At 51.8% G+C, this 13,480-nt stretch carries 11 protein-coding genes; 10 read left to right on the top strand and 1 reads right to left on the bottom strand.

Going from position 1 to position 13,480, the window contains the following annotated elements; all coding sequences use genetic code 11:
* Positions 1 to 222: 222 nt before the first annotated feature.
* The 3 genes from M3194_RS26525 (at position 223) to M3194_RS26515 (ending at position 4,434) form a co-directional block, all read left to right on the top strand.
* Entirely contained in the window at positions 223 to 1,095 is an 873-nt protein-coding gene (locus M3194_RS26525) for a polysaccharide deacetylase family protein (RefSeq protein WP_251657125.1), read from the top strand.
* 104 nt (positions 1,096 to 1,199) lie between these two features.
* The gene (guaA, locus tag M3194_RS26520; RefSeq protein WP_251657124.1) at positions 1,200 to 2,735 is read left to right on the top strand and encodes a glutamine-hydrolyzing GMP synthase; all 1,536 of its coding nucleotides are present in this window, start codon (positions 1,200 to 1,202) and stop codon (positions 2,733 to 2,735) included.
* Between the two features lie 580 nt (positions 2,736 to 3,315).
* Entirely contained in the window at positions 3,316 to 4,434 is a 1,119-nt protein-coding gene (locus M3194_RS26515; protein ID WP_251657122.1) for a polysaccharide deacetylase family protein, read from the top strand.
* A 45-nt stretch (positions 4,435 to 4,479) separates the two neighbouring features.
* On the opposite strand, the gene M3194_RS26510 is transcribed toward M3194_RS26515, so the two are convergent.
* Positions 4,480 to 5,205 (bottom strand): GntR family transcriptional regulator, encoded by a 726-nt coding sequence (locus M3194_RS26510; RefSeq protein WP_251657121.1) that lies wholly within the window; start codon positions 5,203 to 5,205, stop codon positions 4,480 to 4,482.
* Positions 5,206 to 5,522: 317 nt separating this feature from the next.
* Here M3194_RS26510 and M3194_RS26505 point away from each other — a divergent pair, with 317 nt between their 5' ends.
* From M3194_RS26505 to M3194_RS26480, 7 genes are all read left to right on the top strand, one after another.
* The gene (locus M3194_RS26505) at positions 5,523 to 6,839 is read left to right on the top strand and encodes a 6-phospho-beta-glucosidase (protein WP_251657119.1); all 1,317 of its coding nucleotides are present in this window, start codon (positions 5,523 to 5,525) and stop codon (positions 6,837 to 6,839) included.
* Between the two features lie 312 nt (positions 6,840 to 7,151).
* Complete coding sequence (locus M3194_RS26500; RefSeq protein WP_311292132.1) at positions 7,152 to 8,060, top strand: carbohydrate ABC transporter permease; 909 nt, start codon at positions 7,152 to 7,154, stop codon at positions 8,058 to 8,060.
* Position 8,061: 1 nt separating this feature from the next.
* Positions 8,062 to 8,925, top strand: a complete 864-nt coding sequence (locus M3194_RS26495) for a carbohydrate ABC transporter permease (RefSeq protein ID WP_251657117.1) — start codon at positions 8,062 to 8,064, stop codon at positions 8,923 to 8,925.
* 98 nt (positions 8,926 to 9,023) lie between these two features.
* Positions 9,024 to 10,439: an ABC transporter substrate-binding protein gene (locus M3194_RS26490; RefSeq protein WP_251657116.1), complete on the top strand. Its 1,416-nt coding sequence runs from the start codon at positions 9,024 to 9,026 to the stop codon at positions 10,437 to 10,439.
* Positions 10,440 to 10,548: 109 nt separating this feature from the next.
* Positions 10,549 to 12,156, top strand: a complete 1,608-nt coding sequence (locus M3194_RS26485; RefSeq protein WP_251657115.1) for a gamma-glutamyltransferase family protein — start codon at positions 10,549 to 10,551, stop codon at positions 12,154 to 12,156.
* A 37-nt stretch (positions 12,157 to 12,193) separates the two neighbouring features.
* Positions 12,194 to 12,439 carry an MFS transporter gene (locus M3194_RS31745; protein WP_397334385.1) on the top strand — a complete coding sequence of 82 codons (246 nt, stop codon included), beginning with the start codon at positions 12,194 to 12,196 and terminating at the stop codon, positions 12,437 to 12,439.
* Positions 12,440 to 12,480: 41 nt separating this feature from the next.
* Positions 12,481 to 13,461 (top strand): N-acetylglucosamine kinase, encoded by a 981-nt coding sequence (locus M3194_RS26480; protein WP_251657114.1) that lies wholly within the window; start codon positions 12,481 to 12,483, stop codon positions 13,459 to 13,461.
* Positions 13,462 to 13,480 lie beyond the last annotated feature (19 nt).

Here is a 13,480-nt window from a genome sequence, read left to right as displayed (position 1 = left end):
CAGAGATAAGGGCCCTGAGGGACCTTAAGAGCCGGAAAGAGTGAGCTAGCTGAGCGTTTAAGGTCCCTGGGGGACCTTAAAGACGGCAGAGCGGCAGATTCATGCCACTAAAATGCAAGCGGAAGAGGCTGTTGGCCGCCTTTATGAATAGACTTTCCGCCAATTGCCATTCTAATAAAATGGAAAACTACGACATGACTATGCGCAGAAGGAGGATTTACCATGTTTAGAGGGTTAGCCGTTGTGCTTATAGCCGGCATGCTTGCGCTTGCGTCAGCAGGCTGCGGCAGTCATTCGGGCGCGGCGCAGAATGAGGGCAAGGAAGCACAGCCCCAGCCTAATGCTTATTCCGATGAAGGAGTGCCGATCCGAATTCAGGAAGACGGGGATGACGATACGCCTGAGCTGGTAGACGGCTCGGAGAAGGCGGTCCGCAAGGAAGAGCCTCTAACGCTTGCAGAGCTGCGCGAGAAGTATAGAAGCACGTTTTTGCTGGAGGGCGATTCCAAGGAGAAGCGGGTGGCGCTGACCTTCGATGACGGTCCGGATGAGACGTTTACCCCGCTGGTACTGGATGTCCTCAAAAAAGCCGGCGTCAAAGCGACCTTTTTTGTCGTGGGCAACCGGATCGAAGCGAACCCGGAGATTTTTCAGCGGATCTTGAACGAAGGGCATGCCGTCGGCAACCATTCCTACAGCCATCCGAATTTTTTGAAGCTGTCCGATGAGGACTTCAGAGACGAAATCAACGCAACCGATAAGCTCATCAAGACCTATATCGGTTACCTTCCTTCGCTCGTAAGACCGCCTTACGGGGGGGTGACGGAGGATCAGATCAATTGGCTGGCCAGCATGGAGAAAAAAATCATTAACTGGAACGTGGATTCCCTGGATTGGAAAGGGCTGAAAGCCGAAGAGGTCTACGCCAATATTATGAACGCAACCAAGAACGGCAGCATTATTTTGCAGCATTCGGCGGGCGGGGAGGGCGAAGATCTGACGGGGAGCGTGGAAGCTCTTGGACGGGTGATCGCCAAGCTGAAGGCGAAGAACATGGAACTTGTTACCGTGCCCGATCTTATCCATTTGAAATAAAGCCCCGATAAGTCGACAGAAATCGAGCTTTCCTCTGCTTCCTGCCTTGACTCGTCCAAAGGGCTATATATATAATTACTACATTAATTGAGGGAGGCTCGGTAATGAACAAGAATGAAATTATCATTGTTCTCGACTTTGGGGGACAGTACAATCAGCTGATCGCACGCCGCATCCGCGATTTGGGCGTTTACAGCGAACTGCTGCCATTTAACACGTCGGTGGAACGGATCCGCGAATTGCAGCCGAAAGGCATCGTATTCTCGGGAGGACCGGCAAGCGTATATGAAGAGAAATCCCCGCTGGTTGATCCGGCAATCTATGATCTGGGCATTCCAATCTTTGGTATTTGCTACGGCATGCAGCTGATGTCGCATCAGCTCGAAGGCAAAGTGGAGCGCGCTGGCAAACGCGAGTACGGTAAAGCAGAAGTTGACTTTGCGGAAGGCAGCCATCTGGCACAAGGCCTGGAAGCGCGTCAAACGGTATGGATGAGCCATAGCGATCTTGTAGTCGAGCCGCCTGCGGGCTTCCGCGTCGACGCAAGCACCGAGCATGCGCCAATCGCTGCAATGAGCCATCCTGATCGCAAATTCTACGCGGTACAATTCCATCCGGAGGTTCGTCACTCCGTGTATGGCAACGAAATGATTCACAACTTCCTGTACAACATCTGCGGATGCGAAGGCAACTGGACGATGGAATCGTTCATCGAAGATACGCTCCAAGAAATTCGTAACGAAGTTGGCGACAAAAAAGTACTTTGCGCCTTGTCCGGCGGCGTTGATTCTTCCGTTGTAGCGATCCTGCTTCACAAAGCAATCGGCGATCAACTGACTTGTATGTTCATCGACCATGGTCTGCTGCGCAAAGGCGAAGCAGAAGGCGTAATGGATACCTTCGTTGGCAAGTTCGACATGAAGGTTGTGAAGATTGATGCGCGTGACCGCTTCATGAGCAAATTGGCGGGCGTAGACGATCCCGAGCAAAAACGCAAAATCATCGGCAACGAATTCATCTATGTATTCCAAGAAGAATCCGCGAAGTTTGACGACTTCGAATTCCTGGCGCAAGGCACGCTTTACACGGATATCGTAGAGAGCGGTACGGCTACGGCTCAAACGATCAAATCCCACCACAACGTAGGCGGATTGCCTGAAGACATCAAGTTCAAGCTGGTTGAGCCTCTTAAAGCATTGTTCAAAGACGAAGTTCGCAAAGTCGGCGAAGAATGCGGTCTGCCTGCTGAGATCGTATGGCGTCAACCGTTCCCGGGTCCGGGTCTTGCGATCCGCGTGCTGGGCGAAGTAACAGAAGACAAGCTGCACATCGTTCGCGAATCCGATGCGATACTGCGCGAAGAGATCGCAAAAGCCGGTCTAGACCGCGAGATCTGGCAGTACTTCACGGCTCTGCCTGGCATGAAGTCCGTTGGCGTTATGGGTGATGCTCGTACGTATTCGTACACGGTCGGCATCCGCGCGGTAACGTCCATCGACGGCATGACAGCCGACTGGGCTCGCATCCCTTGGGATGTTCTCGAGAAAATCTCCGTTCGTATCGTTAACGAAGTCGACAACGTTAACCGTATCGTGTACGACGTAACTTCGAAGCCACCGGCTACGATCGAGTGGGAATAGGCGGAAGAAATTCAATCTTATAAATCGCTTGGAAGCCTTGATAAATAAGGGTTTCCAGCGTTTAGGAAATTGGAGTCTTAAGTACACTGCAACAATAGAGTTCAAAAAATTACTCTCTTTTATTTGCGTTGTTTAGCAAATAGAAGGGAGTAATTTTTATGACCAAAATCAAAGAACGGATTGACGATTTCAAGTTAAACCAAGAAATTTTGGGTATGTGGTAAAGGGGGATGTCGACCTTTGCATGTTTCGACTGCATAGATGGGAGAAGTTCACTGTAGGTGGATTAGGCATTACGGAGATTCCTTTGTCGGGCCTCAAGGCCGATTCGTTCAGCGTCCCCATCGCGCCTTGGAATTCGGTGATTCTGCCATTTTGTTATTGAACGAATTTGAAATCAGAACTGCAGCAGTGAAATGTATTGGATTTCCTCATTCTCCCATTGACAGCAAATGGGGGGATTTTTATGTTTATTTGTTACTACAAAATATAATTAAATAGGAATCATCATTACCATTGACTGGAGTTAATGTGGTTATTATAATGAGGCTTACAATCGGATTAGAGAAGGGGAATCGTAATGGATAATTTGATCGTTCAAGGAGATCCGGATCAAGGGCTATGCGCATTTACATTCGACGATGGACCGCACCGTTACCCGATCGAGCTTTGGCTGGACATTTTGGAACAGGGCGGGGCGACAGGCACGTTTTTCTTCACCGGAGAGTGGATCGATCGCCATCCGGATCAGGTCAGGACGATCCTTGCCCGCGGTCATGTCCTTGCCCCGCATTCTTATCATCACCGCCGCATGGCTCAAATTCCAAGGCATGTGTTCTTCGAAGAATTAAAGCTGACCGAGCTCGCCTATCAGGATGCTGCGGGACAGCCGTGCCCTGCCTTTATGCGGTTTCCCTACCGTTCCTTTATGCCGGAAAACCTTGCTTGGCTTGCCGAATGGGGTTATACGAATGTGGAGGGGGAAGACTCCGGGGATTGGGCGGGCATATCGGCCGAGAGTATTGTCTTGCGGATCGAGCCGCTGCTCCGGAGCGGAACCATCGTCGTCCAACATTGCAACGATATTGCGCTCGGAACGCCTGCAGCGCTTAAAATATTGCTGCGCAAAGCGCACGAAAGAGGACTGGATCCCGTCGGAATTCCCGAAATGCTCAAAGCTTTGGGGAGGAAGATAAGCTTCCGCGCATGGAAGCTGGTTATTGACGTTCCGGCAGAACCGGACTATCCCGCCGATAACTGGGAGCCGGTATCAAGCGATGAGGCGCTGCTCAGGCTGGCCCATGAATCGGCGGATTGGCGTGCGCCTCAATTTACGTTCGCGCATACGCGCGAACGCGATTGGTATGAGCATTTGAGAACGCCGCTGAACTGGGGTGCAATTACGGAGAAGCGCGAGCTGTTGTCTGCCCGCCGTTTCATGGATGCTTACTGGGGTTACGTAAGGGCGGGCGTCGACGGCGACAAACTTGTCTTAATGGATTATGACGCAAAAGAAGCGCAGGCCGATACGCTGGTTTATCTTCTTCGCTGGGCCGTCCAAACTGCGAAACGTTTCGGCTGCGTCCGGATCGAAGCGGTAAGAGATATTCGGAGAATGAGTGAAATGTGCCGTCAGCTCGGCTTCAAATCGGAGCTCGTCCCCGATTCGGAGGCGGCGCTGCGCTTCGGCGTCAGGTAGGCGGCAAAACAATATTGCGATCTAGAGCCTTTTCAAGCTCCTTTTCTATATATGATCATATTTGCGCTCAATGACGAAATGGGACATTTCGGTGCTAAATATGCTTTCGCTGTATTCAATTGGTGTATTATCCTGCAGGAACGAAATGGTTTCGATGTGAATGGAAGGGGAGCCCGGCTCAATATTGAGCAGCTTCGCGATCTCTTCGTCCGCGATGACCGGCTTCAGCGTATCGACGGAACGATCGATACGGTGACCGTATTTATCCTGCAGCAGCTTAAATAACGACCCGATTTCCTTCTCGTTCGAGAGACCCGGAGCGAGGGACCAAGGCAGATAGATGGTTTCATGAGCGACCGGCTGATCGTCCGCCAGGCGGAGCCGGACCAATTTCGTGACGGGCGATTGCTCCGGAATATCAAGATGCAGTTGAAAAGGATGCACGGCCGGTATGACGGAAGCCTCCAAAATCCGGGTCTCCGAACGGCGGCCCAATTCTTCCATGTGATCGGAAAAGCTGACGATCGGAGCGAGCATATGATGAACGATTTCCGATTTGGATGTCGAAATAAACGTCCCCCTGCCTTGTATCTTATTGATACGGCCTTCCAATTCCAACTGCTGAAGCGCCTGACGGATCGTCGTCCGGCTGACGTTGTACATTTTGCACAATTCATCCTCCGTCGGCAGTTGTTCTCCAGGTTGATAATGGCCGGATTTAATGGAATCCAGCAGTTTCTGCTTCACAATGGCATATTTGCTTGTAGACATATCGATACTCCTCAATATTTCTTTTGGATCCATAAGTACAAATGATAATGGAGAGGTATTCATAATAACATATCCGTCAGAACTTCGAAAGTAAAGAATGTATACTTCGCCTATGAATACCAGAGCCGTCATGCGAAAACGTCCTTCGCCCGCTTGATAATGCCCTTGAAATCGCATATTCAAAACGACTGCCGCTAAAAAAATGGGATCAATTGGATTGACTAATTGTAATAACAAATTTATAATTAAACTATAAAAGTAATAACAACTAGGCGGAGCGAGTTTTGCCGACTTTTAATGATGGAGGCTTCAAGCGAATGAAAAAAGATCAGTTGAAAGTGGCGGTTATGGGCGGGGGATCATCCTACACCCCTGAATTGATAGAAGGATTTATTAATAATTACAGCGTATTCCCCGTTCGGGACTTGTATTTGGTCGATATCGAGGCGGGAAGAAGCAAGCTGGAGACGGTAGGCAGTCTAGCGGGAAGGATGATCGAGAAGGCTGGCGTTCCAATTCGGCTTCATACCACCTTTAACCGCAGGGAGGCGATCGAAGGCGCGGATTTCGTCACGTCCCAAATGCGCATCGGCATGCTGGACGCCCGTTCCCGGGACGAGAAAATTCCGCTCAAATACGGATTAATCGGTCAGGAAACGACGGGGGCGGGCGGCTTTGCCAAAGCGCTTCGCACGATCCCGGTCATCTTGGATATCGCCAAAGAGATGGAGGAGCTGGCTCCGGACGCTTATATGATCAACTTTACGAATCCGGCGGGGATTGTTACGGAAGCCGTGCTCAAATATTCGAGCATCCGCACGATGGGGCTGTGCAACCTTCCGATCGGCACCAGAATGCAGATCGCGAGACTATGCGGCGTGGATGCATCCAAAGTAAGCGTTGAAATGGTAGGCATCAATCATTTGACTTGGACGACCCGTATCGTCGTAGACGGTATCGATATTACGGCCGACGTGCTGAACAAAGCGGCAGGAGCAAGCGGACTCACAATGAAGAACATTCCCGATTTCGGATGGGACGCGGAGTTTTTGCAGTCCATGGGAGCTCTGCCGTGCAGCTATCATCGTTATTATTATTTGAAGGATCTCGTGTTTGAAGATATGAACAAGAAATTTCTGGACAAAGGTACAACCCGCGCCGACGACGTCAAAAGAGTGGAGGCCGAGCTGTTCGAGCTGTACAAAGATCCGAACCTCGCGATCAAGCCGCCTCAGCTTCAGCAGCGCGGGGGCGCCTACTATTCCGAAGCGGCCGTGAACCTCATGACGTCCATTTATAACGACAAGCAGGACATTCAAACGGTAAACATCCGAAACAACGGCGTTCTGCCTTTCTTGCCGGAAGACGTTTCCGTAGAGGTTAATTGTGTGATCGATTCCCAGGGGGCGCATCCGGTTCAAATCAATACGCCGATCTCGCCGCAAATAAGGGGGCTGATGCAAGTCGTCAAAGCGTATGAAGAGCTTACCGTGAAAGCGGCCGCAGAAGGAGATTATTCGGCGGGCTTGCAGGCGCTGACGATGCATCCGCTGGTTGGCAGCGCGAGGCTGGCCAAACTACTGCTGGATGAGATCATTGACGCCAACAAGGATTACCTCCCGCGTTTTCAATAAAAGGGAAGAGGAATTATCCATGTCCACGATTATCGACCGCACTTCTCGTGCGGTCGATAATCGTGGACCGGGCGGAATAAACGCTTCAAATCTTTGTTATAACAAATATTTATGAAAGCGTTTACATAATTATGAATTTGGTTATTTACATAAAAGGTAATAACACATATAATGGAACATGCAATGTTATAAAAACGAACATGTACATATCATGAGGAGGTGTGGTTTTTCGAAAATCGATTGTGTTGGAACTGTGTAGTTGGAAATTGTGGATAAAGTGTCCAATTTTGATGGAAGGGGTGAAGATCCTATATGGCGGGTATGCGTCTTAGCAGGAAGACGGAATTTCGTGAGACGAAATATTTTTACTTGTTCATTTCTCCTTGGATTATCGGACTTATTCTATTTACGGGCGGTCCCATTCTGGTATCCGGCTACTACAGCTTTACGCGTTACGACATCGCTCACGATCCCGTGTTTATCGGTTTTGAAAACTACATCAACCTGTTTCATAACGATCTCTTCTGGAAATCTTCAGGTGTAACATTATATTACACAATAGTGGGAGTTCCGGTCGGGCTCGCGGCTTCACTCGCTCTGGCCATGCTGCTTAACGTCCGCATTCCGGGACAGCGCATATTCAGCACCATTTTCTACCTGCCGTCGGTTGTTTCCGGTGTCGTGCTTTCTTTATTGTGGGTTTGGCTGCTGGACCCCGACTTCGGTGTAGTGAACGTCTTGTATTATAAAATTACCGGCATGGCCGGCCCCCAGTGGCTGTCAGATGAACACTGGGTCATTCCTTCCCTGATCATGATGTCGTTATGGACACTGGGCAATAACGTGATCGTCTATCTCGCCGGTCTAAAAAGCGTCCCGGCCAATTTGTACGAAGCGGCCCAGATTGACGGCGCATCGCGATTCCGTCAAATGATCAACATTACGCTCCCGATGATTTCGCCCGTCACGCTGTTTCTTCTCATCACCGGAATTATCGGATCGTTCCAAGTATTCGTCCAGGCGGACATCATGACCAAAGGCGGTCCGAACTATGCGTCGTACTTTTATGTCTACTATCTGTATCAACAGGCGTTCAGGTCGTTTAACCTCGGGTATGCTTCGGCGATGGCGTGGGTGCTGTTCATTTTCGTCGGCGTTCTGACTTGGCTGATGATGAGAGTGTCCAAACGGTGGGTTCATTACGAAGGAGGGGGAGAGTAACGTGTCAACGCAAAAGGTTTCCCGGAGCAGCTCTATTTCTGCAGGCGAGCGGACCGTCAAAGTTGCGGCTTTCAGCATTCTGATCATTTTGTCTGTGCTCATGATTTTGCCGCTTTATATTATGGTAAGCACCGCACTCAAAACGCAGCAGGACGTCTTTTTGTTTCCCCCCGAATGGGTTCCCCGCCCGGCGGTTTGGCACAACTTTATCGATGCGATGCATGCCCGGTCGTTCGGCCGTTTTTTTTACAATACGACCACGTACTCCATTCTCGGAACTTTCGGGGAAGTCATTTCATCGGCCTTCGTTGCCTACGGGTTTTCGCGGTATCGCGGGATCGGCCGCAACTTCATGTTTATGATTTTGCTGGCTACGATGATGATTCCTTATCCCGTAACGATGATTCCGCAGTTCGTGCTGTTCAAAAACTTTGGCTGGATCGACACCTACCTGCCGCTGGTCGTTCCTTCTTTTCTCGGTTCCGCCTATATCATCTTTTTGCTGAGGCAGTTTTTCAATACGGTGCCGGTCGATTTGTTCGAAGCGGCAAGACTTGACGGCTGCAGCGAGCTCCGCACCTATTGGAATATCGCGATGCCCTTGTGCGCACCCGCTTTGGCCAGCGCCGCCATCTTTGGTTTCATGTATAGATGGAACGACTACCTGGGTCCGCTGATCTACCTGAACACCGAATCCAAATTTACGGTCTCGATCGCACTGTCTTCCTTTACGAGCATGTTCAATATCGTGCCGTGGCATCTGCTGATGGCCGCCGGACTTGTCGCCGTTCTGCCGCCGATCCTCCTCTTCTTCGTGGCGCAGAAATATTTCGTTCAGGGGATTGTCGTCTCCGGATTGAAATAGGCCGCCGCTCGATTGGCAGGGAGGTGATGTAGGTCGGGGGAAGCGCTGCATCGCAGCAAAGACGGGTTTTATTATTCAATGTTATGGGAGGGTTACACATGGCGAAGAAGTGGGTAAGCATGGCAACTGTGTTCAGCATCGGGGCGGTTTTGGCGCTTAGCGGCTGCAGCTCGAGCACGGACAATACCAGCAATACCGGCAATACGGGTGAGGGCTCCGCAGGCACAGCCAATGCGCCTGCGGGCGGCAGCAATGCGGACAGCGGCAAAAAGGTGACGATCACCCTGCTTAACGCTCAGGATAACGGGATTCGCGACAAGTTTCTGCCGGACGTTGTAAAAAAGAAATTCGAAGAAGCCAACCCGAATATCAAACTTGAAATTATTAGCGTGCCGTATGATCAGTTCGACTCCAAGATGAACACGATGGTTGCGGGCGGAACGCCGCCGGATGTATGGAGCCATTGGGGGCAAAGCGGGTTCGTCGACTACAATGTCCGCGATATGGTGCTCGATCTGACTCCTTATATGAATGACTTCAACAACCCCAATATTTCGCAATCCACCCTCGACATTTACAAGATCGACGGCAAGCAAAAGGGTATTCCGCTTAATATTTATTCCAGCATGATTTTCTACAATAAAGATTTGTTCGACAAAGCCGGCGTGACGGTTCCGAACTACAAGCCGGGAGACCCCGCATGGACGTGGGATGAATTCGTCGAGCTCGCTAAATCGGTAAGCAAGGATTACGGCAAGCCGAGCGCCGTTTACGGCTTCACGTATGGCATGGGCGAGCATTTTCTGACCTACAGCTGGGATTGGGGACTCGATATATTCGATCCGGCGTATGCAACCGGATTTCTGGGTAAGGCAGACCTGACCGACCCTAAACTCGTTGATGCGACGAAGTTTTTCCAGGACCTCATCTTTAAAGACAAAATCATGCCGACAAAAGCCGCCGAAGAATCAATCAGCAAAATCGGCGATCCTTTACTAACGGGCAAAGTCGCGATGTCGCTGGTCGGCAGCTGGGCCATGGGCGGCTTCAAAGACACGAATATGAAATTCGGCGTTCTGCCGCTTCCGACCGGATCAGCCGGAACGTCCACGCCATTCATCTATGCCGACCCGCTTATGATTTCGTCCAAATCGAAAAACCCGGACGCCGCATGGAAGCTGGTTCAATTCATGACCAGTCCGGAAATGCAGTTGGAAATGACGAAGGCAACCGGTTATCCGCCTTCGGACAGCGTAGCTTACAAAGAATGGTTTAATCAGTATAAGGATCTGACTGATATCCAGTATTTGGAGGAAGTCAACACGGCTGCGATCGAGAAGGGCAAGGAGTCGCCTAACCACCTTATCGCCGGATACGGTGATATTACTTCATTCATACTGAACGAACAGCAGGCGATATTCAATAAGGATGAGGATCCGACGGCCGTTCTGAAAGAAATGAACCCCAAATTCCAACAGCTGCTTGACGATATTAAGCAGAAAGCCGGTAAGTGAGCAGGGTGGCAATTCGCAGCCGGGAGGATCGAGTTTCCGGAGCTCCCGGTTGCGAAATCATGGTTATCAGGCATAGGCCTATTCCACCGACCGGAAGGAGAAATGAGTCATGAAATTCGAACCGTTATTTAACCCTTATCCGTCACAGCGGATGACGACTTACGGTCGTAAAGGCATGGTTGCGACATCTCAGCCGCTTGCCGCCCAGGCGGGGCTGGACATTCTTAAGAAAGGCGGAAACGCCGTCGATGCGGCGATCGCGACGGCAGCTTGTCTAACCGTCGTCGAGCCGAACTCGAACAGTATCGGGGGAGACACATTCGCCATTGTGTGGTCGGAAGGAAAGCTGCACGGATTAAATGCAAGCGGGCCGTCGCCTGCGGCGATTTCACTTGAGCAGGTGAAGGCGGAAGGGCTGGAGCGGATTCCAACGTACGGAATGGTTCCGGTGACGGTTCCCGGCACCCCGGCCGCCTGGGCCGCGCTATCCGAACGGTTCGGCCGGCTCCCTCTGACGGAAGTGCTGCAGCCGGCTATCGACTATGCGGAGCAAGGGTTTCCGGTATCTCCGACAATCGCGAAATATTGGGCGGACGGCTTCAAAAACATCGGTAATTTGCAGCATGAGCTGTACGGGCCGTGGTTCGACACGTTCGCGCCTGACGGAAGAGCGCCCGCCGCCGGGGAAATATGGCGCTCCGAGGGGCATGCCAGGACGCTGCGGTCGATCGCGGAGACGAAAGCGGAGTCGTTCTACAGAGGCGAGCTGGCGGATAAGATCGACCGGCACTTCCGGGAGAAAGGGGGATACCTCCGGAAGGAAGATTTAGCGGCATATGCTCCCGAGTGGGTAGAGCCTATCCATGTGAATTACAAAGGGTATGAGGTGTGGGAAATTCCCCCGAACGGTCAAGGGCTGATCGCGCTGATCGCGCTGAACATTCTGAAAGGCTTCGACTTCGCCGCCAAAGATCTGGTCGATACATACCATAAGCAGATTGAAGCGGTAAAGCTGGCATTCGTCGACGGGCTGAAGTACATTACCGATCCGCGCAGGATGAGCGTATCCGCTGAGCAGCTTCTATCGGAAGCATATGCCGATGAAAGAAGAGCTTTGATCGGAGAACAGGCGCTCGTTCCGGAACCTGGCGAACCGCCGAAGGGCGGCACCGTATATTTGGCCGCGGCCGACGGCGAAGGAAATATGGTCTCGTTCATTCAAAGCCATGCGGGCGATTTCGGAGCGGGCGTAGTTATTCCAGGGACCGGGATTTGCATGCAAAATCGCGGCACCGGCTTCTCTCTGAACCCAGATCACCCGAACGTTCTGGAACCGGGAAAAAAAACGTTCCATACGATCATTCCCGGTTTTCTTACCAGAAACGGGGTTCCCGTTGGACCTTTCGGTGTCATGTGCGGGTCCATTCAGCCGCAGGCGCATGTGCAGATTTTGCTCAATACGATCGAATTCGGATTGAATCCGCAGGCGGCCTTGGACGCGCCGAGATGGCGATGGCTCCGGGATAAGGTTATTGAGGTGGAGCCGCAATTCCCGGATTATTTAGCCCAGGCACTGGCGCGAAAAGGGCATACCGTGCAGCGGGCGCTCGATTCCGGAATGTTCGGCCGCGGGCAAATTATATTTAGAGATCCGGAAAGCGGCGTGCTGGCGGGAGGAACGGAACCGAGGGCGGACGGCGAAGTCGCAGCCTGGTAACGGCTGCATATCGATCGAACCGGTAACGGGCACCTTCGTGGAATTCGTGGGAAACTATGCCAAACCGAATACGAAAGCGACGTATCAAACGATTTTCGTGGCGGTCAGTTCGGGGCTTGGCGGCATTATCGGCAATTCTGCGGGAGGCATAATCTTGGAGTATAAGGGCGCCCCTTTCCTGTACCTGGTTTTATGTCTCCTTTGCACGGCGGCATCCTGTTTATTTCTCGTCATGCAACAGGGCAAATTTACAAGAGCCGATGTAGAGAGAGCCGCGGGATGAACAAAAAGGAATCACCAAAAAAAAGGAAGGAGACAAGGAAGATGGCTTATATCATGGGCGTGGACGGCGGCAACAGTAAGACGTTTACGGTGATTACGGACGAAGAGGGGCGGCTTCTCGGACGCGGACTGGCGGGCTGCGGCAACCATCAGGGTCCGGGTATAGAGGAAGCGATCGCCAATATTTCGAAATCCGCCGATATAGCGCTCGAACAGGCTGGATTGAAATATGAAGATATCGCATTCGTCCAGTACGGGCTGGCGGGCGCCGACCGGGAGAAAGACTTTCAGCTTCTTCGTCCTGCTCTGGCAAGGCTGCCTTTCCCGAAATGGGACGTCGTTTGCGATACGTTCGAAGGATTGCGCACGGGCACTCACGACAACATCGGTGTCGTGCTGGTATGCGGCAGCGGCACCAATGCGGCGGGACGGAACCGGGAAGGGCAGACGGTGCAGACTGGCGGATTCGGCTATTTGTTCGGTGACCGGACGGGAGGCGGCGATATGGCCAAGGAAACGTTCAGTCACGCGGTACGGTCCTGGGATTTGCGGGAGGTTCCTTCGGTTCTGCCGAGTAAAGTGGCGAAATATTTCGGTTATTCCAATATGGGGCGGGTATACGACCATTTCCTCGATAACGACATCAACCAAGTTCCCCGCGACTTGACGCTTGTGCTTCACGAAGCCGGGGACGAAGGCGACGAGCTGGCCGTCCGGCTGTTGCGGCGGGCGGGAGATGAGCTGGGCCGAAGCGCGAATTCGGTCATTCGCCGTTTGGGCGGCTTTCCCGGCGAGACGATCCGGATCGTCATGGTGGGCAGTGTCGTGCAAGAAGGCAGAAATCCGCATCTGCTGGCAGCTTTGCGGGAAAAAATCGCGGAGCAGAACGAGCGGTTCGAATTTATTATACCGAAAATGGCGCCCGTATACGGTTCCTTATTATTGGCGATGGATCGCTTGGGATTGCCGGTCTCGGAGGCGATTGTACAACGGTTTGAAGAGTACGGCGGCTATCAATCATAGAAAAAAAGCCCAATGAAAT

The organism is Paenibacillus glycanilyticus (assembly GCF_023715145.1).
Lineage (GTDB): Bacteria > Bacillota > Bacilli > Paenibacillales > Paenibacillaceae > Pristimantibacillus > Pristimantibacillus glycanilyticus_A.
The sequence above is the reverse complement of the archived record's forward strand: the minus strand, read 5'-3'. Positions and strand labels throughout refer to the sequence as shown.